Consider the following 26,857-nt stretch of genomic DNA (forward strand, 5'->3'; position numbering starts at 1 on the left):
CATCTGAGCGACTCTAGGATTTACCCTTGCACGAACCACTCAATACCAATTTGCACTTACCATTTTGTAAGTATTAGTAAAACCTTGATTAAGTATTGTTGCCCTGACCAATTTTTTTGACTAGAAAATTAACACGTTTATTTTTGTTATTTTGGAACTTCAGCTTTACGAATGTTCTTGAATTTATTTTTAGTCGCCTCACCTTTTCAATCTCTAACAAACCAAAGGAGATAGAACGACTGGATCATCATGATGGGTAGTATCTAATCCATCATGATGATTGATGACTCGGAAAATAATTGCTCAGAAAATAATTACTCGGCGCTAGTCACTTCAACCGCAGCGACTTCGTCATATTCCATGACATAATCCACTTTTGCAGCCTGGTATTCTTTCTTGTCCAATATTTCTTGTAGTGCCGGAATTTCCAGGTGCATGGTATCAGTGAATTCCGCATTAACTAAAAAGTAAGGCAGCATTCCACCCGGATGATTATCCATAATGAACTCTACCTCGACTTCACCATTTCCTAGCGGTTTAAATTTCCAGATATTATGCATATGGGTTACGCGAACGCAGCAGTCATTCGGTGGTAATTTATCAACTGCGGCTTTGTAGTCAACGTAAATTTCTTTACTTTCAGGGTCCTGGTGGAACTCTGACAACACCACAAACTCTCTCGGTAGAAATGGATCTGGCATATCGTATCGAAAGGTGTAATGAACAAACCGTGGATAGTCTTCTTTATCAATAATATAGGATTCGTTACAACCAACATCCTCACAACTGTCAGGATCTCGCATTAACTTCATGATGCCTGATAAAGACGACTTAAACTTTCCATTAACTTTGTATTTCATAATCACAGATCCAGGTTCTTTCATAGAATGAACCACTACGCCGTCTATTTCGTGAACAAACTCCCATTCACCTGTGCCGGAACTTTTCCATACCCAGTGTGAAATAAAAAGTATCACGATGATCGACAACAATCCGTACAGCAAAAACTTTCTGACCAGTTTTTTAGGTTTATTGATAGTATTGTTATTTTCCATTTTTCTCTCCAAATGGTGGATTTTAAGCGCGATAATTCAAACAGGTTAAGTCGGCTCAATGTTATTGTTGATATCCCTTATAGCCACAAAGCTCTCGCTAGAAACTCATTCTAAGGGAAGGAAATATTTGGCTATTTTCTTCTAACTAGAATCGTCCTCTAATTAGAACTCTTATGCACAGGAGACCTCTTGTTTTTCAACCCCATGTCTCCCAATTTTTTTACTTTTCTCCTCGCCAGGGATGACTCATCAGCAACGGTTCATAACTCTTCGAGTAAGCTCTACCCAAAATAATGGTCGCAATAATTATCATTACGCCAATGATGGCGAAATCAGTCAGGATGAAAAAGTAGAACAAGCACATACCGGCTGAAATCGGCGTTATTAAAGCCAGCCCCAACGCCGGTTTATAATTAAACAGTAAGCTTGCGGTTCCAATAGTTTGAACTATCTTCAAGAATATCCAAAACCATGTTGTGTTAACCAATGTGGATAGAAATAGTGTAACCGGTTCACCTGTAAGATAAACATCGAACAAAATGACTCCCCAACCATCCACAACACAAATCAAAAACCACAATGCCAGAAAATAACGCGCTAATACCTCTACCCACTTCATAGTAATCACCCTTATAGTTGAAATTAAATATAGCTAAACTGTTGCACTAGAAATAGCTGAACAGTTTAACCGTCCCCTGAAAATTACTTGTTTAACTTGCTGATATTTTGATATCAAAATAAGTTAAAACCGCTTAAAGCTTAATTTCTTTCCATCGCCCATCACACCAAAGCATCGTCATCAACACCGTTGCGATTAAAGCGTAAACAGTTTGAACCAACCAGATCTCTAAAAGCCCATAATTTAAGTAAGGACCGATAACCCAGACCGCAGGCAAGAAAAACATCCATTGCGTAGTGAACGAGACAATTAACACGCGTTTTCCGTCACCTAAACTCACCAGAGTATAAGCAAATATAAAAATTAAGCTGGTAACACCGGTTAAAGCACCGGTAATTTGTAGTGGCACAATTGCTACCGCGACGGCCGCGGGGTCGGTAAGAAACAAAGATAAAAACCATTCAGGAAAAAGGAAAAGTGGTAGTCCTAATAAAGTTATCCAGACAATTCCAACTTTGCCAGAATCCCATCCCCATTCGTTGGCAGCGGCAACATCACCCTTACCTAATGCGCCTGACACCAGCGTCGCTGAAGCCATGCCAAGAGCCAATGGAAATAAACTCATAACCAATGCCACTCGAATCAATACATTGGTGGCTGCCAATTCTAACGTGCCTATTTTTCCTACTAACCAATAAAAAACGACGTATCCGAGGGAAAATAATGCTTCGCGAATGCTCTCTGGTAAGCCTACATTAAAAATTCGAACAACCAGTTCTCGCGCTGGTTTGATACTAAGAAAGCCCTCTGTGCGAAAGTGCACAAAGGTCACAATAAAATAAGCGAGTGCACCAATAAAAACGGACATAGTTGAGGCAACACCGGCTCCTAAAGTTCCTAATGCTGGTGCGCCAAAATTTCCGAAAATAAACATATAGTTAAACAAAATATTCAGGCTGTTCATAAAAAGAATATTTAACATATAAACTTTCGTTTTTGACATGCCCGCCCAATGCCCGCGGAAAGCTTCACCAACTCCAACAGCCACTAAGGACAGAAAAAGTGCTCTTAGATAAGGAACGCCTTCACTGGTGACTAAAGGATCCGAAGAAATCAACGCAAAATATGATGGGGTCAACAAATAACAGAACAACGTCAGTGGAACACCTATCATTAATACTAATAATAAACCCGCATTCAATGGCAGACATTTCGGCTCTTCAGATTCTTCGCCTTCGCGTCGGGAAACGACACCTTGCACTGCGGGTGCCACGCCAATGACAAAAGCCAGAATCAGCGTGTAACTAAAACCAGCCAGGCCGATCGCCGCTAACGCTGCAGTGCCAAGCACGCCAACCATCGCCAGATCGACAAAAACCATGATGAATGAAGACGCCAGCCCGACAGTCAACGGCAACGCTAACTTTAAAATAGTTACAACTCTATCTTTGGTTATCACAAAAAATATCCAGTATTTAATCTATCAATGAAAAATGAAAAGTTCGGTAAGTTATCGGGTAGTTGTTAATGTATTAAGAATGCTATCGGCAATTTTTCCAATATGCTCTTTTTCTAATAGAGAAAAGTGATCCGCATGTACATCTTGTATATCAACAGAGTTGTTTAACAACTCTCCCCAACCGTAATCATCAGCTAACTTTAGAATATCGCCATTTCCTTGAACTGCGCGATACAAATACACCTTGATATTTTTCGGTAAAAGTAACGGATGATAGTCTCGATAACAGCGCTCGTTGGCTTCAAACACTTTATAGTAGGTATTGAACTGTTCGACACTGATATCAACACCCTGAGTTATCATCAGCTGCGCAACATAATTATTTCGCTCGCTTTGAGCCACTTGTTGTAGTGTCTCGACATTAAGTGTCAGTTGAATATCTGATAATTCAGCGATCTTGGTACATACTTCGATAAGCGTAGTAATTTCGTCACTGACAACTTGTTTTCTGGCAATCGACGGTGCCACTGAATCTAATAAAATAAGTGAGTGGATTTCTTCATTTTGCTCAAGTAACAATCTGGCCATCTCGAAAGCAACAACCCCGCCATAAGAATGACCAAGAAGACGATAAGGTCCCTTCTGTTGAATTCTTCTGAGCGCATTGACATTGGCCACAGCCGTCTGCTCCACACTATAGAATGGGGTGCTTTTGCCATCAACTCCAACGGCTTGTAAGCCATAAAATGGTTGAGTATTACCTAAAGCTCGACTAAGGGGTTGTAAAGATAATACATTTCCTCCAACTCCCGGCATCGCAAATACAGGCGGGTTATTTCCCTCAGGTTGTATTGGAACCAGAATATCAAATACGGTGGTATTTTTGCTACGTAACTTTTCCGCTAGAGAAGCAATATCTGGCGTCGCGAATAGTATCGATAAAGGTAACGACTGTCGAAATTGTTGATTGATTTTTGCCAATAATTGAACCGCTAACAATGAATGACCGCCAAGTTCAAAAAAGTTATCATTAACGCCAATTTTCTCCGCATCAAGGTTTAATACCTCTGCCCATATTTTGGTCAGTATTTTTTCTGATTGATTGCTTGGTGCAACGTAGACTTGACTCGATTCCAGACTGACTTCCAAACTCTCCAAAACTCGACGGTTTATTTTGCCATTCTGAGTCAGCGGAATAGTTTCGAGACTAACGAAGTTTGCAGGTAACATATATTCTGGCAAAGACTGCTTCAGATAGTTCTTAAGTGAGTCGTTAGTTATCGAATTATTGGCTGGTGAAGAGTCAGAATGATTAATAACATAAAATGCCACAAGCTGTTTACCCGCACCTTCGCCCTGGGCAACAACCGCGCAACTTTTTATTTGAGGATGATCATTTAATTGTGATTCTATTTCACCAATTTCAATACGGAATCCACGAATTTTAACTTGAGTATCAATTCTTCCTAAGTATTCAATGGTTCCATTATCGAGCCAACGCGCCAGATCGCCAGTTCTATATAAGCGAGATTTTGTGCTGCTCTTGTGAGAAGTTGTTTCTTCTGAATAAAAAGGATTCTCGATAAACTTCTCATGCGTGAGTTGCGGTTGATTGAGATAACCTCGCGCAAGGCCGTCACCAGCAATGTGCAATTCGCCAGGCACACCTATCGGTTGGGAATTTAAATTTTGGTCAAGTATATAGACTTGCGTATTAGCGATTGGTCGACCGATTGTTTGCGGCGCATTTTTTTCTCTTAAAATAAACGTCGAATAAGTTGTATCTTCAGAGGGCCCGTATAAATCATAAACTTTTTTCACCTGGCTATGTTGATAAATTTTGTCAACTAAAGTTGGTAAGAGCGGCTCACCGGCCAGATTAATTGTTTGGACCGATTCTGGGATCGCGTTGAGTCTGACTAACTCCTCTATCGCTGAAGGTACAGTATTAATAAGCGATACCGCACTTTTATCTTCAAGATTCACGATCTCCAATGCATTTGGCACTAAAATAATTTTTCCACCATTAGCCAAGGTTAAAAATATTTCATAAACAGACAAGTCAAAACAAATCGATGTGGATGCCAATACGCCACTCAATTCCTGACGACTATACACATCACTCGCCCAGTTTATCAGTGTAACAGGACTATGATGTTCGATAGCAACGCCTTTCGGTTGACCCGTTGAACCCGAAGTATAAATAATATAAGCCAAGTTTTCCGGCGCGGCTAACTGACGCAACTCAACATTGTGATTTTTTAATTCTGCCACACATTTGCTAATTTCGGCGCCCTGTTGATCGATAGCAATCAGCTGAGTATTGGCAGCAACTAATTGGTTAAGCTTCTCTTTTAATTTCTTTTCAGTTAAAACAATATGAGCTTGACTGTCTTTGAGAATATACGCCAGTCTTTCATCTGGATACTCTGGATCTAATGGTACGTAAGCAGCGCCTGCCTGCAAGATGCCAAGCATTGCGATCAACATTGAAGGAGAACGGCGTAAACAAATTCCGACTAGGTCGTCAGGTTTGATCCCTTGATCTTGTAAATAAAAAGCCAACTCGCTACTTTTTTCAAACAGCTGTCGATAAGTCATCTGTGTCTGTTCAAACACTACCGCAACATTATCTGGATTGCATTTCGCCTGAGCTGCAAATAGTTGATGCAGGCATTGGTCTTTCGGATAGTCTACAGCAGTATTATTAAATTCAATCAGCAATCGATCTTGTTCTTTCTTCTCAATAAAATTGAAACTCTTAATTTTCGTTTCTGGAGCGGCAACAATTGCGTTACACAAATGGCGAAAATGTTCTGCCATTCGCACCATTGTATCTGATTTAAACAATGCAGTGCTATATTCGAAAAGTGCAGATAGTCCTTGTGATGTTTCGGTAAACTCAACCGTCAAATCAAACTTACTGATACTGGTGTCCAGCGGATAAGGTTGTATTTGGGAATCGAGAGAATCGGTCTCGATATTTTGCAGAATAACCATCACCTGAAACAACGGGCTCATCGCCATATTACGTTGAGGTTGTACTCGTTCAACAATTTTTTCGAATGGTGTGTCCTGATGCTCATAGGCTTCCAGACAAGTTCTTTTAACCTTGTTTAATACCGTTTCGAATGAATCCTCACCAGTCAGTTCACTTCTCAATGCCAGCGTATTGACAAACATCCCAATTAAGCTTTCCGTCTCACCATATTGACGATTGGCGATCGGACTGCCGACACAGATATCTTCCTGCCCGCTATAGCGAAACAACAAGACTTTAAAAGCCGCCAATAATGTCATAAATAAAGTGCAACCATTTTGTTCGGACAATTCTTTCAATTTCTCAGTCAACGGACTTTCAAGTTTGAACGAATAATTAGCACCGTTAAAACTCTGTACACTCTGACGCGGGTAATCCGTTGCCAATGCCAGGCTTTCAGCTACCCCATCAAGTTTCTGTTGCCAATAGGTAAGTTGTTGTTCCAGTACGCCGCCCTCTTCCAACCATTTTCTTTGCCATACACTATAATCAACGTATTGAATTGGCAGTGGCGGAAGCATATTTTCATTACCCTGTTCTAATCCCTCCATAATCGCACCAAACTCTTTAATTAGCACAGCGATCGACCAACCGTCACTGATAATATGGTGCATATTGAGTATCAGAATGTGGGCATGTTGAGCCAGCTTAATGATCTTCCCTCGAATAAGAGGGCCGGAAGCTAAATCAAACGGTGTGGCGGCTTCAACCTGACACAATTGTTTTGCTTTTTTCAGAGTTGACTCTTTCACGTCTTCAAGATTGATACTTTTATCTTCGTTGAGATCAATGATTTCTAGCTTGAAATCAATTTCTTCCAGTATTTTCTGCTGAGCAACACCATTCTCTGTTGGAAAAGTCGTCCTTAAATTATCATGGCGAGCAACAATTATGCTAAATGCCTTTTCAACTTGCGCAATATCAAGTTCGCTTTTTATCATTAACGCGCCGGGGACATTGTAACTAGCACCAGGCCCCTCGAGTTGTTCAATAAACCAGAGTCTTTCCTGGGCAAAACTGAGCGGAAGTTGTTGGTGTTCGTTTCTATCTACCGGCAATATCGGCGGGATTTTATTCGTTGTAGATACCTGCTGTAAAAAAGCAATAATGTCACTTTTATTAGCCACTAACTGTTCGCGAATTTCTTCGGTTAAAGCACCTTTTGGCGTTTTTAACTTTAACTGTCCACCTTCTTCCCACAATTTAATCCCTTTCGCATGGACTTTATTGATCAAAGCAAAAACGGTCATAGCGATACTTCCTCAAGTTCCGATTCATCAACTTTCACATCAAGCATTTGTTCACTTTGTTCTTTAATTGCTTTAATCGCGTCAGCGGAGTCAGCTAAAGAGTAAACATCAAAAAGTGTTTTTAATGGTAAGTCGACGACCAGTTGTTCGCGAATTTTCGCGACCAACTGAGTGGCTAATAACGAATGTCCACCTAACTCGAAAAAATTATCGTTGACGCCTATTTTCTCTACTTGCAGATTTAAAATCTCGGCCCAAATTTCGACAAGCTGCTTTTCCATTTCATTGCGAGGTGCAAGGTAATCTCGACTAGATTCAAAACTGACTTTTTCGTTCTCTAACGCACGACGATTGATTTTTCCATTTTGTGTTAGCGGAATCGAATCGAGTACAACAAAAGTTGCCGGTATCATATACTCAGGTAAACTTTGTTGAAGATAAACTTTTAAATCGTCGTTAGTCATAGCTTGATTAACATCTTCAACCACGTAAAAACCGACCAACTGCTTGCTCCCACTCTCCCCCTGCGCGACCACAACACTTTCTTTAATCTTCGGGTGCGAGTTTAGCTGTGCCTCTATTTCACCGATTTCAATTCGGAATCCCCTGATTTTGACCTGGGTATCAATCCGACCTAAATATTCCAAAGTCCCGTTATCCAGCCAACGTGCCAAATCTCCGGTTTTATACAAACGCGTTCCCGGGTTAAAAACATTATCAATAAACTTTTCATCGGTCAGCGCCGGTTGATTCAGATAACCCCGTGCTAATCCGTCACCGGCAATATGCAATTCTCCTGGTACTCCAATCGGTTGAGGATTCTGATGTTTATCCAACAGATAAACTTGGGTGTTGGCAATCGGCCGACCGATACTCTGCGGTGCGTTCTTTTCCCTTAAAATAAATGTCGAGTAGGTGGTATCTTCTGAGGGACCATACAAATCATAAACTTTACTCACCTGACTGTTATCGTAAATTTTATCCACCAGGGTCGGTAACAGAGGTTCACCTGCCAGGTTGATGGTTTTCACAGAATCGGGAATGGCATTGAGTCGCACCAACTCTTCCATCGCCGAAGGCACAGTGTTGATTAAAGTCACTGAATCTTTATCCGCCAGATTCGGCAATTCCAGTGCATTCGGTGCGAGGATAATTTTCCCGCCATTGGCTAATGTCAGGAAGATTTCATAAATCGACAAATCAAAGCAGATTGAGGTTGACGCTAAAACTCCCGCTAACTCTTCTTGACTATAAACCTCGCTCCCCCAGTGCACTAATGTCACCGGACTGTGGTGCTCTATCGCCACGCCTTTCGGCTGACCGGTTGAGCCGGAGGTATAAATGATGTAAGCCAGATTATTCTCGTTGGCTGTCTGTTTTAATTCAATGGCCTGCTCCGTTAATCGGGCCGCTTCTGCTTCAATATCTGACCATTGCTGGTCTAGCTCTATCAATTGTCTGTTTTGTGCACCATCAAATGTCGATAGTCTTTCTTTGAGCGATGCTTGAGTTAACAGGATTTTTGCCTGACTGTCTTTGAGAATATATGACAAGCGATCATCGGGGTAATCTGGATCCAGCGGCACGTAGGCACCACCGGCCTGAAGGATCCCCAGCATTGCCACAATCATATCCGGACCTCGGTCGACACAAAGTCCTATCAGGTTATCGGGTTTGACTCCTTGTTGTTGCAGATACAAAGCTAAGGTAGTGCTTTTCTCAAACAATTGTTGGTAGCTCAGCTCGGTTTGATTAAAGCTGACTGCTATTTTTTCCGGTTCGCGTTTAACCTGCTCTGCAAATAAATCATGCAAGCATTTTCCCTTGGGATAACTAGCTTGTGTATGATTGAAGTCCTTCAATAATTTTTGCGTTTCTACCTCATCAGTGTATCGCAATTCAGTTAGGTTATTTTCAGGCTGAGCGATTATGGCTTTACACAATTCGGAAAAATGCCTGACTAGTCGTTTAATGGTTTGTGACTTAAATAGCGCAGTACTATATTCGATAGTAGCCGCTAATCCATCGGCATTTTCGGTAAATTCAAACGTCAGGTCAAAGTTGCTTATGCTTGTTTCAAGCTCATAAGGTTTAATTTGCTGATCCAGTACTTCCATCTCAGTGTTTTGTAAAATAACCATCACCTGAAATAATGGACTCATAGCCAAGTTACGCTTCGGCTGTACAACTTCAACGATTTTTTCAAAGGGAGTGTCTTGGTGCTCATAAGCCTCAAGACAGGTATTTTTCACCTTGCTTAATATATTGTTAAAGTTATCTTTGTCATCAAATTGACTTCTTAGCGCTAAGGTATTAACAAACATGCCGATTAATTTTTCAGTTTCGCCATACTGCCGATTCGCAATAGGACTACCGACACAAATATCCGCTTGTCCAGTGTAACGGTAAAGTAGTGTTTTGACGGCTGCCAGCAAAGCCATATACAAAGTACAACCCTTCGATTCAGCGAGCTTACTCAATGCTCTGGTCAACTGAGAATTCAGAACAAAAGATTCGCTGTCTCCTGCAAAGCTTTGCACGCTTGGTCTGGGGAAGTCGGTAGCTAAATCTAAGCTCTCAGGCACGCCAGCTAATTTTTTACGCCAATATGATAGTTGTTGTTGAAGAACACCGCCTTGCTCTAACCAATTTTTCTGCCAAACACTATAGTCGACGTACTGAATTGGTAACTCTGGTAACTCCGGCGTTTGACCGAGTGCAAAAGCATTCATTATCGAACTCAACTCTGCTAGCAATACACCCAGAGACCAGCCGTCACTGATAATATGATGCATATTAAGTAGCAAAATATGCTGCTGTTGCGAAAATTTGATCACCTTACCTCTAATCAAAGGGCCCTTTGTTAAGTCAAATGGCTTTGTCGCTTCTTGCAAGCAATATTTTTTAGCGCGAGTATCTCGTTCTTTCGGATCGGTTATCTCGCTAAGATCAAGGTAATCCAGTTTAAATTCTAACTTCTCTAAAATAACTTGTTGTGCTTTACCATTCTCACTGGGAAAAATCGTTCTTAAATTATCATGACGCTCAATAATTAAGTTAAACGCGCTTTCCAGCTCCTCAACATCTAGCTTTCCTTCTATACTCAAAGCACCCGCCGCATTATAACCGACACTGCCGGGCTCTAGTTGATCGATAAACCAGAGTCTTTCCTGGGCAAAACTGAGCGGTAATCGATCATATTGTGTTTTATCAACGGGTTTAATTGCTGGAATTTGGCTTTTTTCAGCATTAACGATTAACTGGCTAAATCCAGCGACGCTAGTATTTTCAAACAAAGCTTTCAATGGCAATTCAATATCGAACTTGCTACGAACTTTGGAGATTAACTGAGTAGCTAATAAAGAGTGCCCCCCCATTTCAAAGAAACTATCATTAATACCAACCTTCGCAGATTGTAAATTTAAAACATCAGCCCAAATATCAACCAACTGCCGTTCTGTTTCATTACGCGGCGCTAAGTAAACTTGACTTGACTCAATGGTCACCTGATAACTTTCCAGAGCGCGGCGATCAACTTTACTATTCGGCGTTAGTGGAATTTTATCGAGACAGACTAAAGCCGTTGGTAGCATATACTCTGGCAGCCGTTGCTGTAAGTGAGCTCTTAATTCACTATTTGCCTGCTCGTGATTTTTCACACCGTTGATGTTCTTATCTTTCGCTACGTAAAAAGCGATCAAATGTTGGTTGCCAGATTCTCCCTGCGCCACTACAACACAATCCTTTACCACTGGATGTTGAATGAGTTCGGCCTCGATTTCTTCCATCTCAATTCTGTAACCGCGAATCTTTACCTGATTATCAATTCGTCCGAGGTATTCGATAGTGCCATCATCTAACCAGCGAGCGAGATCGCCACTTTTATACATTCTTTCGCTCGTCTTAGCAGCAACCGTTTCTGAACTAGCGATTTTTTCAATGCCGTCATTGGGTTCAATATAAAACGGATTGGTAACGAATTTTTCCTCAGTCAACTCCGGACGGTTCAGATAACCTCGAGCAAGACCATCACCTGCAATATGTAGTTCTCCAGGTACACCAACAGGCTGAGGATTGCTATTTTTATCTAGAATAAATATTTGAGTATTCGCAATCGGTTTGCCGATTGGCACATTAGGGTATTTTTCCAGAACTGATTGAGTTACTAAAATCGAAGTGCTAATAACCGTTGTTTCTGTCGGCCCATAAGTATTATGAACGCTGACATGTGGGTAACGCCGAAGAAACTCACCCGCTTTTAAATGATCCAGTTTTTCACCGCCAAAAATCATTTTGTCAACACTGCCTAAATCAATGCCCGATATTGCCAGTTGATGAAAAAAAGCGGTTGGCACATTCAATGTTGTCACACCGTAAGTTTCGATCATACCTTTCAGGTAATCCAGAGTTAACAAATTGTTCTTTTGTTCTAAAATTAATCGAGCGCCCTGGTTTAAAATAACAAAAGCTTCTTCGACAAATAAATCAAAGCTAATACTAGAAAATTGAATTTGTGTATCGGCTTCGGTGATCCCGAACTGTTTTATTGCATATTGGTTGTGATTGACCATACTGCGATGCTCTACCATTACGCCTTTCGGATGCCCGGTGGAGCCAGAGGTATAAATCACATAAGCAAGATGATTGGGTTTAACCTCTTGTTTCAATTTGATCGACCGAGACATGAGTTCGGTCGTAACCTCACAGATTTCTGACCATTGAACATCTAACTTGATCAACTGAGTTTGCTCACCGACAAAAGCGCTTAATTTGTCATGAAGCTTTTGCTGGGTGAGGACAACATCAGCCTCGCAATCTTTTAGCATATAGGCTAAGCGATCATCGGGATAATCCGGATCTAAGGGCACATAAGCACCACCAGCCAATAGAATGCCGTAGAGACCTATCAGCATATCCAGTGAACGTTCAACGCAAAGCGCAACCAAGCTATCAGGTTTAACACCCTGTGACTGCAAATATAGGGCTAACTGCGCGCTTTTATCATAAAGCTGTTGATAGGTGAGTTGTTGTTGGTTAAAAACAACAGCGATATTGTCAGGTGTTCGCTTGACCTGCTCCGCAAATAATTGGTGAATGCATTTTCCTTGCGGATATTCCGTTTGACTCTCGTTGTAGTTAATTAACAATCGTTTTTTTTCAGATTGCTTAAGGTAATCTAGCGCGTCAATTTTTGCGTTTGGTTGTTCAGTTATAACACGACACAAGGTATCGAAATGCGTAATAAGGCGTTCGATAGTTTTTGGCTTATAAAGTGCAGTGCAATAGTCAACAGTACCGACCAAGCCTTCTGCAGTATCAGTAAACTCTATGGTGAGTTCAAACTGGCTGACGCCGCTATCTAACGGATAAACCTGTACATTATCGTCGAGCATCTGCATTGGCGCATTTTGCAATACCAGCATCACTTGAAATAATGGACTGATTGCCATATTTCTTTTCGGTTGAATAAGATCAACAATTTTTTCAAAAGGCGTATCTTGATGCTCGTAAGCTTCAAGGCAAGTGTTTTTGACGGTAGATAAAAACGCATTAAAACTTTCGTCGCCGCTCACCTGATTTCTTAAAGCAAGTGTATTCACGAACATTCCAATTAAGCTTTCTGTTTCACCATATTGACGATTGGCAATAGGACTACCGACACAAATATCTTGTTGATCTGTGTAGCGGAAAAGTAGCACATTGAAAGCTGCGAGTAACGTCATAAATAAAGTACAACCTTGCTGTTCAGCTAAACCTTTCAGCGAGTTAGTCAACGCCGCATCTAAGTTGAAAGTCTGGCTTGCACCATCAAAATTTAATGTGTTAGGTCGCGGAAAGTCCGTGGCTAGATTCAGAGTTTCAGAAACACCTGTTAATTTCTGTTGCCAATAAGCAAGCTGCCGATCAAGTATTCCGCTTTGCTCCAACCAGTTTTTTTGCCAAACACTGTAATCAACATATTGAATTGGCAAGGCGGGTAAGTTAACTTGCCGCCCTTCTCTCAACGCATCCAGAATTAAACTAAACTCATAAATCAAAACGCCCATCGACCAACCATCACTGATGATGTGGTGCATATTCAACAAAAACAGGTGCTTTTCCGGTTCGACCTTAATGACCATGCTTCTGATTAATGGGCCTGTCGCCAAATTAAATGGTTTAACCGCGTCATTCAAGCAAGCTTGTGCTGCTCTTTCTTCCCTTGTTTCTGACGACTCTTCCTGACTGAGATCGATTACTTTTAATTCAAAATTTAGTTCATCCAATATGAGCTGTCGTGCGCTACCATTTTCACTCGGGAAAACAGTACGCAGATTATCATGTCTGGCAATAATGACTTTTAACGCCTTTTCTACATGTTGAGTATCGAGCACACCTTTGATAGAGACTGCGCCGGGAATATTATAACTCGCGCTATCTGGTTCTAGTTGATTAATAAACCAAAGTCTTTCCTGCGCAAAACTCAATGGTAGTTGGTCAAACTCACTTCGATTGAGTGGTAGTATCGGTGGTATTTGACTAGCCGTAGAAAGCTGCTGCAAAAACGAAATAATATCCGCTTTGTTATTAATAAGTTGTTCACGAATGTCTCCTGTTAAAGCACCTTTTGGGGCTTTAAATTTCAGTTCTCCATTCTCTTGCCATAGCTTTATTTTTTTCGCTCGCAACTGTTTGAACAACGTATTAATTGTCATAGCGCGCCCTCTTCGAATTCAGCGTCTAACTCGTCATCAACGTCGACTTGTTCTTGTTGATATTTGATTGACTCAATGACTTCGGCTGCACCAGCAATAGTGCTCACATCAAGAAAAGCCATCAAGGGTAAATCAATTTGCAACTGGCTACGGATCTTAGATACAAGCTGAGTAGCTAACAAAGAGTTTCCGCCCATCTCAAAGAAGTTGTCATTTACGCCTACTTTTTCAGGATCAATATCAACTGCCTTCGCCCAAATCTCAACGAGTTGTTTTTCAGTTTCGCTAGTGGGTGCTTGATAGGTTTTACTTGATTCATAATCTGATGGGTCAAACTTTTCTATTTCTTCGTTGATGATTGATTGTTGAGAAATTTTTGGCCCATCTAATTCTTGCTCGTCACTACTCGACAACCAGTACCTTTGTTTCGCAAAAGGATAAGCCGGTAAGGAGGTTCGTTGAACCGACTTCCCTTGCCAAATCTCCATCCAGGGAACGAACACACCATTCGTCCACAACAAAGCAACCTGCTGCCACTGAGCCGTTTGAACACTCTCCCCAACCATCTGGCTCGCCATTTCTTCAGTGATGGAATCCACCAACGGATTTTTTTCTGCCTGGTTTAAGTCACAGTGATAAATGCCCCGACTTTCAAACTCGCTGGCTTTACCTTGCCCATTCAGAAAGTTGGAGTCCTTAATCAAAGTCAACTTATTAAGTAATTCATCAGCCGATGTCGCAATCACCGCCAACCTTTCTGTCATCGCCTCCCGACCAGTCTGTAAACTGTAAATCAAATCTGCAAATTCAACGTCCGATTCAGCTGTAAGAAAATCAATATACCGGTCAACATAATCGGCCAGTCGAGCCCGGTCCTTCGCTGAAAGAATAAATAACTGCGCCTGATTGACCGCAGCAGTTTCCTGTTGAAGATGATTGTTTTGTTTCGAGGTGACATACTCCTCCAACACAATATGGACATTCGCCCCGCTATCGGCAAAGGAATTAACCCCTGCACGAATAAGCCTGTCCTGCTCCCCGCGAATGCCCTCAAACTCGATTGCATGGTCCGCAATATAAAGCGGGTGGGATTTCTGCTTGATATCAATAAAATCACTCACCTGACGTTTCGTTATCGTCGCCGGGAATCTCCGGTGCTTCAGCGACAACGCCACTTTTATCACACTGGCAATCCCACTCGCCGGCTCAAGATGACCGATATTGCCTTTTACACTGCCTAATGCACAATGTTTATGGCGATTGGGTTTATGGCCTGGCTTCTGCCCCTTAAACACATTCTTAATCCCTTCAAACTCAAACGAGTCGCCCCATTTGGTTGAATAACCATCCACTTCAATATAATCGATTGTTTCCGGATTAATACCTGCCTTGTCATAACAATCCCCTATCACCCGGGTTATCGCTTCATGTTTAATTTCCGACAGGTCATTAGCACCACCCCGGTTATTCTGATGACAGGCTTTTATCACCCCGTAAATGCGATTGTTATCTCGCTCAGCATCGGCCAGGCGTCTTAATATCACCACACCAACCCCTTCTCCCCGGGTAAAACCGTTGGCATTATCATCAAACACACCACAGGTCCCATCCGGGGATAACATCCCATACTGCGAGCCGGTGATATAGTCATTCACAAACAGGTTCAGACAGACACCGCCCGCCACTGCCACTTCACTTTCCTGGTTCAGCAGTGAATAGTAAGCCCGGTTAATCGCCACTGCCGAAGAAGCGCAATTGGTATTAATCGATTCACTCGGTCCACAGAAATCAAACAGGTAGGATAGCCGGTTGGCCAGGTAATAGGTCGGACTCGATGAGTTAAACAGCGGGGCATTCTCTATCTGGCCTGCATGGTCTCTTAAGTACTGCTCATACTCAGCATATTCATAACCGATAAACACCCCGGTATTGGAGCCGCGCAGACGCCCCGCATCTATCCCGGCATCTTCTAACCCCAGGTAGACCTGTTGCAATAACAAACGCTCCTGGGGGTCGAGCACTTTGGCTTCATCGGCTGACAGGTTAAAAAACGTTGGGTCGAAACAATCCACATCCTCAATCAGCGCGCCCCATTTGGTTACTGTCTTTCCCGGTGTCGGGGCTTCGGCGTAATGTTCTTCCCAGTCCCAGCGTGACTTGGGGATTTCTCGAATACTATTTTTCTCTGTTACCAGGTTATTCCAGAATGTCCTGGCATCGGGGGCATCGGGAAAGTGGCAGCTTAATCCGACTATCGCAATGTCCATTGTTTGCAACGGATGCTGGCGCGCAATTTGATCATTTGTCAGCGAAGTTTTTTCAATCGGTGATTTGAGAAAGTTTTTTTCAATCGACTCAGCACTATTAGATATCCCATAATGCGCCATTAAATCGTCGAAATGATTAGCAACTAAAACCTCAACAACTTCGTCAACATTTGCAAATGATCGACTCCCTAAATCCACTGAGTATTTTTCTTCAATGTAGTTTAATAAATTTTGAAGTGCCGGTTGACGGTTCGCTTTTCTACTATTATTTCTTCGCAAAGACTGTTGTCTTAAAGTTTGTGAATTTCGTAATTTAGCCCGACTAGTCTGCTGATGTACTTGAGAACTAGCATTTCTCTGCAATTCAATACTCGACAGATCAAGCTCACTAGCGTTTTGTCCAGCTGTTTGAATGTCTACCTGACTTTCAACCTCCACAGCACTGTCATTTTCGACAAGACTTTCTTTAATCGTGCTAGCCAATTCGCTAACAGTGTTAACATCAGTAAATTGTGCAGGAGTAATCGACACGTCGAATTTTTTTGATAAATTAGTCATCAATTCCATGGTAATGATGGAATCCATTCCGAAACTTTCAAATTCAGCGTCAACATCTAATTTGCCCGCGGGCATTTTTAATGTTGATTCAACTATCTTGCTTACTTCGCTTAATACATTTAGCTCTGCCGCCGCCTGCATTTTAAATCTCCTCTTCTGGGAAGTTTCGTAAATCAACTTTGATAAAGTTCACTTGTTTTATAAAATAATTTTTGCTTGATTAGATCGTGTTTACCGAGAACGACGACTATAGTGAGATTTCTTCAAACTCAGTATCGCTATCGATAACGTCAGAATTACTCTTTTCGATATCAATCATTTGTTCTGTTTGAGCCTTAATAGCTTTGATAACCGATGCGATATCTGCCAAGTTATTGACATCAAATAAGACTTTTAAAGGTATATCTACCGCTAGTTGTTCGCGGATCATTGAAATGAACTGAGTAGCAAGTAAAGAATGCCCGCCAAGTTCAAAGAAATTATCATTGATGCCAATCTTCTCTGATTTAAGGTTGAGTAACTGCCCGCAGATAATTGTGAGTTGCTGTTCAATTTCGTTACTTGGCGCAACATACTCATTAGTCGATGCTATGCTTATTGGCATCTGCTCAAGCGCGCTGCGATCAACTTTTCCGTTGGCTGTTAACGGAATCGCTTTAAGACCAGCAAAAGTTGCGGGAACCATGTAAACCGGTAGAGTTTGCTGTAAGTGTGCCTTCAGTTTTTCGGTTGAAACGCTGGTAAAATCCCCCGTCTCACTATCAATAGCCAGATAAAATGCTACTAACTGAGGATTACCATTATGTTCCTGAACCACAACCACACTGTCTTTTATTTCAGGATATAAATTAAGCTGAGTTTCAATTTCACCCACTTCAATTCGAAATCCGCGAATTTTCACCTGGGTATCTACTCGACCTAGATATTCAATCGTGCCATCTACTAACCAGCGAGCCATGTCACCGGTTTTATACAAACGAGTACCGGGATTAAATACATTGTCGATAAACTTTTCATCGGTCAATTCAGGTTGATTGAGATAACCTCTCGCTAACCCATCACCGGCAATATGTAATTCGCCGGCAACTCCAACCGGTTGTGGATGATGATTAGCATCCAGAATATAAACTTGAGTATTTGCTATCGGACGACCGATATTCTGAATCGGGAAATCCCCTTCGATTGGGAATGACGTGGCCACAACCGTCGATTCTGTTGGGCCATAATTATTCACCACGGTAAATGGATAATTTTTATCTTCATACTTTGATAACTTATCGCCGCCAATTAACAGGTATTGTAATTTCGTTTGCTCGGCCTGTTGGCTCTTGCCGTCAAATTGTTGCAGCAGCTGTTGCGCGATTGGGGTGACCAGAAAGCTATGAGTGATTTCATTATCAATAATCAACTGGTTCAGTTGCCCAATATCTAAACTCAACTCATTAGGCACAATCACCAGACTGGCTGAATGCAATAAATAAGGCCAGATTTCCCAGGTGGCCGCATCAAATGCAATGTTCGCGACTTGAGTCGCCCGACTTTTCTCGGTTACTTCAAAGGCTTTTTTATGCCAGGCACAAAGTGACTGCAGACTTTGATGTTCAACCATCACCCCTTTCGGTTGACCGGTTGAACCTGAGGTGTAAATCACATAAGCCAGATTATCCGGCTTAACTGTTTGGCGTAATTTGAACGACTGCTTTTTAAGCTTGGCAACACGATGACTGATTGTCGACCAGTTATCCAGGTCAACTAACTGGGTTTCATCAGCAACCAGCTTGTTCAGTTTGTCTTGCAATTTTCCCTGGGTGAGTACAATGCTGGTCTCATTGTGCCGGGAAATATCTTGCAGCATATAACTCAAGCGCTCTTCCGGGTAATTGGGATCTAACGGCACATAGGCACCGCCTGCTTGCAAAATTCCCAGCATACCAACGAGCATATCCAGTGACCGTTCTACGCACAATCCTACCAGGCTATCGGGTTTGACACCTTGCCCTTGTAAATACAACGCCAGCTTGCTGCTTTTCTTATACAACTGCTGATAACTCAGTTTTTCCTGGCCAAACACCGCCGCAATTTTGTCGGGGTGACGTTTAGCCTGTTTAGCGAATAATTGATGAATACATTGTTTACGCGGATAACTCATTTTGGTTTGATTGTTATCAACGAGCAACCCTTGTTTTTCAGAATCACCTACATAGTCCAGAGCTGCAATTGGCGTATCTGGTTCATTCATCAGTACTTGGCACAAAGTCGTAAAGTGTTCAACCATGCGAGAAATAGTCTCTGGTTTAAACAACGCCTTACAGTATTGAATGGAACCACTTAAGCCATTCTCGACTTCAGCAAACTCAAACGTCAAATCAAACTGACTGATTTCATTGTCTAATGAAAAATCTTCAATTTCGAAAGGAAGATTTTGTTTTTCTACCTCACCGCGTTTCGTTCTATCAAGGTCTGTGTTTTGCAAAACAAACATCACCTGAAATAATGGGCTCATTGCCATATTTCGTTGCGGCCTCAGCAAGTCCACAATCTTTTCAAACGGCGTATCCTGATTTTCGTATGCCTCTAAGCAAGTATCTTTAACTTTCGAGACTAAGTCAGCCAAAGTGTCCTGGTCTTTTATTTGGCTTCTCAAAGCTAGCGTGTTGACAAACATGCCGACTAATTTTTCAGTTTCACCATATTGACGATTTGCAATAGGACTACCAACGCAAATATCTTCCTGGCCGGTGTAGCGATACATCAACACTTTAAAAGCAGAAAGCAAAGTCATATAAAGCGTGCAACTGTGTTTTTCTGAAAATTGTTGTAATGACTTTGTCAGTTGGCTATCAAACGAAAACGATAGATTAGCCCCGGTAAAACTTTGTACGCCAGGTCGCGGAAAATCAGTCATTAAATTTAAACTTTCAGGTAAACCTGCCAACTTTTCTTGCCAATAAGCTAGCTGCCGCTTTAATACCCCTTCATTCTCTAACCAGTTTCTTTGCCATGCACTGTAGTCCGCGTACTGAATTGCAAGTGGCGGCAAGGAGATCGACTTATTTTGTTCTGGATGGTATTGGCTTAGTTCATTTAAGATCAATTCAAATTCATTAATGAGTACCACCATAGACCAGCCGTCACTGACAATATGATGCATGTTGAGCATAAGAACATGTTCTTGTGCCGCAAGCTTGATCACGATTCCTCTGATAAGCGGCCCAGTTGCCAATTTGAATGGCTTGATTGCATCAGCCTGGCAGAGTTGAATCGCCTTTTTGTGACGTGTTTTTCTGGCTTTACAATGGCTAAAATCCGCTCGCTCCAATTTGAAACTGAATCCTTCTTGTATCAATTGTTGGGCTTGACCATTTTCAACTGGAAAAGTTGTACGCAAATTTTCGTGACGTGCAATAATCAGATTAAATGCCTGCTCTATCAGGTTAATATCAATATCGCCCTTAAGAACAACTGCACCAGGAATATTGTAAGTTGCATTGTCGGATTCCAGTTGATCAATAAACCAGAGTCTTTCCTGCGCGTAACTTAGCGGTAAGCTTTCTAGCTTTGAGCGGTCCACTGGAATAATGGCAGGCGTTGCTTGTTCTTCACACTGACTGATTATCTGCGCTAATGCTTTGATGCTGCCATGTTCAAATACAGCTTTTAGTGGTAACTCAATTTTTAGTTCACTGCGAATCATTGAAATAAGTTGAGTCACAATGAGAGAGTGCCCGCCAAGTTCAAAGAAATTATCATTGACACCAATATTTTCAGAATCCAGATTCAGTAGCTCTCCCCAAATAGTCACTAGCTGTTTTTCTATTTCTGTAGTTGCGGCTGAAAAAACTTGAGTCGACTCAATATTAACGGTTCTTTTTTCTAAACTTTTACGATCAACTTTTCCGTTAGCCGTTAATGGAATCGCTTTAAGACCAGCAAAAGTTGCGGGAACCATGTAAACCGGTAGAGTTTGCTGTAAGTGTGCCTTCAGTTTTTCGGTTGAAACGCTGGTAAAATCCCCCATCTCACTATCAATAGCCAGATAAAATGCCACTAACTGCGGATTACCATTATGTTCCTGAACCACAACCACACTGTCTTTTATTTCAGGATATAAATTAAGCTGAGTTTCAATTTCACCCACTTCAATTCGAAATCCGCGAATTTTCACCTGGGTATCTACTCGACCTAAATATTCAATCGTGCCATCTGCTAACCAGCGAGCCATGTCACCGGTTTTATACAATCGAGTACCAGGATTAAATACATTGTCGATAAACTTTTCATCGGTCAATTCAGGTTGATTGAGATAACCTCTCGCTAACCCATCACCGGCAATATGTAATTCGCCGGCAACGCCAACTGGTTGTGGATGATGATTAGCATCCAGAATATAAACTTGAGTATTCCCTATCGGACGACCGATATTTTGAATCGGGAAATTCCCTTCAATTGGGAATGACGTGGCCACAACCGTCGATTCTGTTGGGCCATAATTATTCACCACAGTAAAGGGATAATTTTTATCTTCATACTTTGATAACTTATCGCCGCCAATTAACAGGTATTCTAATTTCGTTTGCTCGGCCTGTTGGCTCTTGCCATCAAATTGTTGCAGCAGCTGTTGTGCTATTGGTGTGACCAAAAAGCTATGGGTGATTTCATTATCGACAATCAACTGGTTCAGTTGCTCAATATCTAAACTCAACTCATTAGGCACAATCACCAGACTGGCTGAATGCAATAAATAAGGCCAGATTTCCCAGGTGGCCGCATCAAATGCAATGTTCGCGACTTGAGTCGCCCGACTTTTCTCGGTTACTTCAAAGGCTTTTTTATGCCAGGCACAAAGTGACTGCAGACTTTGATGTTCAACCATTACCCCTTTCGGTTGACCGGTTGACCCTGAGGTGTAAATCACATAAGCCAGATTATCCGGCTTAACTGTTTGGCGTAATTTGAACGATTGCTTTTTAAGCTCGGCAACACGATGACTGATTGTCGACCAGTTATCCAGGTCAACTAATTGGGTTTCATCAGCCACCAGCTTGTTCAGTTTGTCTTGCAATTTTTCCTGGGTCAGAACAATGCTTGTCTCATTGTGCTGGGAAATATCTTGCAGCATATAACTCAAGCGCTCTTCCGGGTAATTGGGATCTAACGGCACATAGGCACCGCCTGCTTGCAAAATTCCCAGCATACCAACGAGCATATCCAGTGAGCGTTCTACGCACAATCCTACCAGGCTATCGGGTTTGACACCTTGCCCTTGTAAATACAACGCCAGCTTGCTGCTTTTCTTATACAACTGCTGATAACTCAGTTTTTCCTGGCCAAACACCGCCGCAATTTTGTCGGGGTGACGTTTAGCCTGTTTAGCGAACAATTGATGAATACATTGTTTGCGCGGATAACTCATTTTGGTTTGATTGTTATCAATGAGTAACCTACGCTTTTCATCAGCGTCGATGATCGGATAGTCACCGATATTCAAATCAGGTGAATTAGCAATTTCCTTGAATAAGACACAATAATTTTCAAACAAACGTTGAATAGAATCTTGAGAATAAAGATCTGAGTTATATTTTAAGTAAGCACTAAATGACTCTTGATCTTCCGAAATTTCCAAACCCAAATCAAAGTCACCTTCTTGGCTTACTTGGTTTAGTGTTTCAATTTCTAGCGCTTCAAGATGTGGAAACAATGAATAGTCTGCTTCCGGCACAAAATTGTGGTAAGCGTAAGACACTTGAAAAACTGGATTTTTCTCTCCTTGATTTAACTGTAGCCTTTCCAACATCAAAGGAAATGGATAACTGGAATGATATAACGCATCCAACATATTCGACTGCACATTACGAAGAAACGCTTTGAATTTAAGGCTGGGTGAACAGTTGTTACGCAATGGCAACATGTTAATAAAATAACCAATTTCATTAGCGAATTCTCGCTCGGTGCGTCCCATTACCGGCATCCCGATAATGATATCTTCTTGACTGGTATATTTATGAAGCAAGAGTTGAAATACAGCCAGAAATATTGCTGAAGGTTGTACCGATTGTGACTGAGAAATTTGATGAACCCATTGTGCAATTTCGGCGGGCAACTCTTGAATGAGTGTTTTACCCTCAAAGGTTGTTGTCTGTGTTTTAGATGTTTCGCTAAATAATTCAAAACTGGGCAATTCACCACTGAGCTGCTGTTGCCAATATTCTCCATGGGAAATCCCTTCGTTAGAATTAATAAGCGACTCTTCCCAGGAAACATAGCTTTGGTATCCAGCTAATCCCTCTTGCAGAAAAACTTTATCTCCCTGACACAGCTGTTGATAAAAAGTAAATAGCGAACGCAATAACACTTCAGCAGAAGCACCGTCAAATATGATGTGGTGAATTGTGATCAATATAATGTAGCAATCATTTGGCGCTTTTTGCTTTCCGTTATTTTTAGATCTGGAGTCTTTCAGAGCGAATAATTCGATTCGAGTGAGCGGCCCATGATTGAGGTCAAAAGATTGTTTCGCTCGATCTTGTAAGAAAGCTAAAAGTTCTTGTTCATCATCGAGATCGATATCTAGCTCGATAGTTTGTTTTTGAAACGATGTTTCACACTGCTCATCAAGTTGATGATACAAGACACCATCTACCTCACTAATTCGCGCTGTCAATATTGGAAATTGCTTTTGTAAAAATAGCCAGGCCTGTGCCAGCGCTTCAAGGTTGAGTTTTTGGCTCACCTTAAAGCACAACGGTACATTGTATGCGCTCATTTCAGGATGAAGTTTTTGTAGAATATAAAGTCCTTTTTCGCCGATGGACAATGGAAACTCTCGGCATTGCTCCTCTCTTTTTTTATTCACTTTCTTAACTGTGGTTAGCGGTGCCGATTCAACTGTAACGGCGCCGCGCTCACCTTGTCTGATTGCTAATTTTTTGCTTTTAGTAGCAGTAAGTCCGTCAACTTTCTCAGGAAAAGATTCCACCAGGTAGTCGCTTAGCTTTTTAATATCCATGTATTTAAATACTAAGCTGGGTGAAAGTTTTTCTTGAAGAAGTTGGTTAGTTTGTTGAATAAGATCTGCGATCCCCAAAGAGTTCATACCCAGTTCGAGGTAGTTTTGTTCAATGTCAATCTCATTGAGTTTCTTATCAAGTTGCCGCGCTACGACTTGTTGCAAAAACAATCTGATTTTTTCAACGGAGTCCATAGCAACAGCTTGACTTGATTGGTTACTATCTGCAGAAATAACCCATTCTTCTGTCAATGCAGTCTCAACAAACGGCTCTTCGTTTAGCGTATTGTTCTGAATTTCATTCAAGGGTGATTGTTGAGAAATCTTTGGCCCATCTAATTCTTGTTCGTCACTACTCGACAACCAGTACCTTTGTTTCGCAAAAGGATAAGCCGGTAAGGAGGTTCGTTGAACCGACTTCCCTTGCCAAATCTCCATCCAGGGAACGACCACACCATTCGTCCACAACAAAGCAACCTGCTGCCACTGAGCCGTTTGAACACTCTCCCCAACCATCTGGCTCGCCATTTCTTCAGTGATGGAATCCACCAACGGATTTTTTTCTGCCTGGTTTAAATCACAGTGATAAATGCCCCGACTTTCAAACTCGCTGGCTTTACCTGCCCCATTCAGAAAGTTGAAGTCCTTAATCAAAGTCAATTTCTTAAGTAATTCATCAGCCGATGTCGCAATCACCGCCAATCTTTCTGTCATCGCCTCCCGGCCAGTCTGTAAACTGTAAATCAAATCTGCAAATTCAACCCCCGACTCCGCCGAGAGAAAATCAATATACCGGTCAACATAATCGGCCAGTCGAGCCCGGTCCTTCGCCGAAAGAATGAATAACTGCGCCTGATTGACCGCAGCAGTTTCCTGTTGAAGATGATTGTTTTGTTTCGAGGTGACATACTCCTCCAGCACAATATGAACATTCGCCCCACTATCGGCAAAGGAATTAACCCCTGCACGAATGAGCCTGTCCTGCTCCCCGCGGATTCCCTCAAACTCGATTTCCCGGTCCGCAATATAAAGCGGGTGGGATTTCTGCTTGATATCAATAAAATCACTCACCTGACGTTTCGTTATCGTCGCCGGGAATTTCCGGTGCTTCAGCGACAACGCCACTTTTATCACACTGGCAATACCACTCGCCGGTTCAAGATGACCGATATTGCCTTTCACACTGCCTAATGCACAGTGTTTATGGCGATTGGGTTTATGGCCTGGCTTCTGCCCCTTAAACACATTCTTAATCCCTTCAAACTCAAAGGAATCACCCCATTTGGTCGAGTAACCATCCACTTCAATATAATCGATTGTTTCCGGATTAATACCTGCCTTGTCATAACAATCCCCTATCACCCGGGTTATCGCTTCATGTTTGATTTCCGACAGGTCATTCGCACCGCCCCGGTTATTCTGATGACAGGCTTTTATCACCCCGTAGATATGATTGTTATCTCGCTCAGCATCGGCCAGGCGTTTTAATACCACCACGCCAACCCCCTCTCCCCGGGTAAAGCCGTTGGCATTATCATCAAACACACCACAGGTCCCATCCGGCGATAACATCCCATACTGCGAGCCGGTGATATAGTCATTCACAAACAGGTTCAGACAGACACCGCCCGCCACTGCCACTTCACTTTCCTGGTTCAGCAGTGAATAGTAAGCCCGGTTAATCGCCACTGCCGAAGAAGCGCAATTGGTATTAATTGATTCACTCGGTCCACAGAAATCAAACAGGTAGGATAGCCGGTTGGCCAGGTAATAGGTCGGACTCGATGAGTTAAACAGCGGCGCATTCGCTATCTGGCCTGCATGGTCTCTTAAGTATTGCTCATACTCGGCATATTCATAACCGATAAACACCCCGGTATTGGAGCCGCGCAGACGCCCCGCATCTATCCCGGCATCTTCTAACCCCAGGTAGACCTGTTGCAGTAACAAACGCTCCTGGGGGTCGAGCACTTTGGCTTCATCGGCTGACAGGTTAAAAAACGATGGGTCGAAACAATCCACATCCTCAATCAACGCGCCCCATTTGGTCACCGTCTTTCCCGGTGTTGGCTCTTGGGCGTAATGTTCTTCCCAGTCCCAGCGCGACTTGGGGATTTCTCGAATACTGTTTTTCTCTGTTACCAGGTTATTCCAGAATGTCCTGGCATCTGGTGCATCGGGAAAGCGGCAGCTCAGGCCTACTATGGCCACATCAAAATGATGCATTAATGTCTGATCAAAATCAGAGTCGGCTCTACTGGTGTAGTTATCACCACTAATTAACGAAGCCTCTGTTAATTGATAATGAGATAGCAAATCTTCAAAATGTTGAGAAACTAAAACCTCGACAACTTCGTCGAGAGTTCTGAAAGATTGATGGCTCAAATCAATCGAAAACTTTTGTTTGATGTAGTTCAACAAGTTTTCGAAGTAGGACTGGTTCGAGACTTTACTGCTTTTCTCATTTTTAATAAAACGGCGATTACTCTTATGAGAAAGTCGATTCGATTGCAAAGCATTAAAGTTAAAAGTATTAAAGTTGGCGGCAGCTATTAATTCTGGCGAGTTTATTTTTGCGTTGTCAAGTTGATTGATTTTGTGTTTACCAACTTCAGCGTTATCCTTTTGGGTGTCAGCCTGTTCTTTAGTATCAACAGCTACATCGGCCAAATTTTCCTGTATCGTTCTGGCCAGTTCATTAACTGTATTGACATCGGAAAATTGTGCCGGAGTCATAGACACATCGAATTTTTTTGACAAATTAGTCATCAATTCCATAGTAATGATGGAATCTAACCCAAAACTTTCTAACTCAGCGTCAACATCTAACTTACCAGCAGGCAACTTTAATGTTGACTCAACTATTTTGCTTACCTCGCTTAAGACATTAAGCTCAACCGCCCCCATC

The 26,857-nt window shown here is 42.0% G+C and carries 7 protein-coding genes; all 7 read right to left on the reverse strand.

Features of this window, described 5'->3' with window-relative positions; genetic code table 11:
• Nucleotides 1-314: 314 nt before the first annotated feature.
• The 7 genes from FLL46_RS19025 to FLL46_RS19055 all read right to left on the reverse strand — a co-directional run bounded on the left by FLL46_RS19025 (nucleotide 315) and on the right by FLL46_RS19055 (nucleotide 26,856).
• Nucleotides 315-1,055 (reverse strand): SRPBCC family protein, encoded by a 741-nt coding sequence (locus FLL46_RS19025; RefSeq protein WP_142932924.1) that lies wholly within the window; start codon nucleotides 1,053-1,055, stop codon nucleotides 315-317.
• Nucleotides 1,056-1,275: 220 nt separating this feature from the next.
• Nucleotides 1,276-1,674, reverse strand: a complete 399-nt coding sequence (locus FLL46_RS19030; protein WP_142932925.1) for a hypothetical protein — start codon at nucleotides 1,672-1,674, stop codon at nucleotides 1,276-1,278.
• Between the two features lie 133 nt (nucleotides 1,675-1,807).
• Complete coding sequence (locus FLL46_RS19035) at nucleotides 1,808-3,133, reverse strand: MATE family efflux transporter (protein WP_142932926.1); 1,326 nt, start codon at nucleotides 3,131-3,133, stop codon at nucleotides 1,808-1,810.
• 51 nt (nucleotides 3,134-3,184) lie between these two features.
• Nucleotides 3,185-7,423 (reverse strand): non-ribosomal peptide synthetase, encoded by a 4,239-nt coding sequence (locus tag FLL46_RS19040; protein ID WP_142932927.1) that lies wholly within the window; start codon nucleotides 7,421-7,423, stop codon nucleotides 3,185-3,187.
• The gene (locus FLL46_RS19045) at nucleotides 7,420-14,118 is read right to left on the reverse strand and encodes a non-ribosomal peptide synthetase (RefSeq protein ID WP_142932928.1); all 6,699 of its coding nucleotides are present in this window, start codon (nucleotides 14,116-14,118) and stop codon (nucleotides 7,420-7,422) included. The genes FLL46_RS19040 and FLL46_RS19045 overlap by 4 nt, the downstream gene beginning before the upstream one ends.
• On the reverse strand, nucleotides 14,115-17,084 hold the full coding sequence (locus tag FLL46_RS19050; RefSeq protein ID WP_142932929.1) for a beta-ketoacyl synthase N-terminal-like domain-containing protein: 2,970 nt from the start codon (nucleotides 17,082-17,084) through the stop codon (nucleotides 14,115-14,117). The genes FLL46_RS19045 and FLL46_RS19050 overlap by 4 nt, the downstream gene beginning before the upstream one ends.
• Before the next feature lie 106 nt (nucleotides 17,085-17,190).
• Nucleotides 17,191-26,856, reverse strand: coding sequence for a non-ribosomal peptide synthetase (locus tag FLL46_RS19055; protein ID WP_142932930.1), 9,666 nt, complete (start codon nucleotides 26,854-26,856; stop codon nucleotides 17,191-17,193).
• Between the last annotated feature and the right edge of the window lies 1 nt (nucleotide 26,857).

It is taken from the genome of Aliikangiella coralliicola (assembly GCF_007004725.1).
In the GTDB taxonomy this organism is placed as follows: Bacteria; Pseudomonadota; Gammaproteobacteria; order Enterobacterales; family Kangiellaceae; genus Aliikangiella; species Aliikangiella coralliicola.

What these genes read in the sequence shown, in the direction of transcription:
- FLL46_RS19025 (WP_142932924.1), bottom strand. Translation starts at nt 1,055, where the DNA reads ATGGAAAATAACAATACTATCAATAAACCTAAAAAACTGGTCAGAAAG.
- FLL46_RS19030 (WP_142932925.1), bottom strand. Translation starts at nt 1,674, where the DNA reads ATGAAGTGGGTAGAGGTATTAGCGCGTTATTTTCTGGCATTGTGGTTT.
- FLL46_RS19040 (WP_142932927.1), bottom strand. Translation starts at nt 7,423, where the DNA reads ATGACCGTTTTTGCTTTGATCAATAAAGTCCATGCGAAAGGGATTAAA.
- FLL46_RS19045 (WP_142932928.1), bottom strand. Translation starts at nt 14,118, where the DNA reads ATGACAATTAATACGTTGTTCAAACAGTTGCGAGCGAAAAAAATAAAG.
- FLL46_RS19050 (WP_142932929.1), bottom strand. Translation starts at nt 17,084, where the DNA reads ATGCAGGCGGCGGCAGAGCTAAATGTATTAAGCGAAGTAAGCAAGATA.
- FLL46_RS19055 (WP_142932930.1), bottom strand. Translation starts at nt 26,856, where the DNA reads ATGGGGGCGGTTGAGCTTAATGTCTTAAGCGAGGTAAGCAAAATAGTT.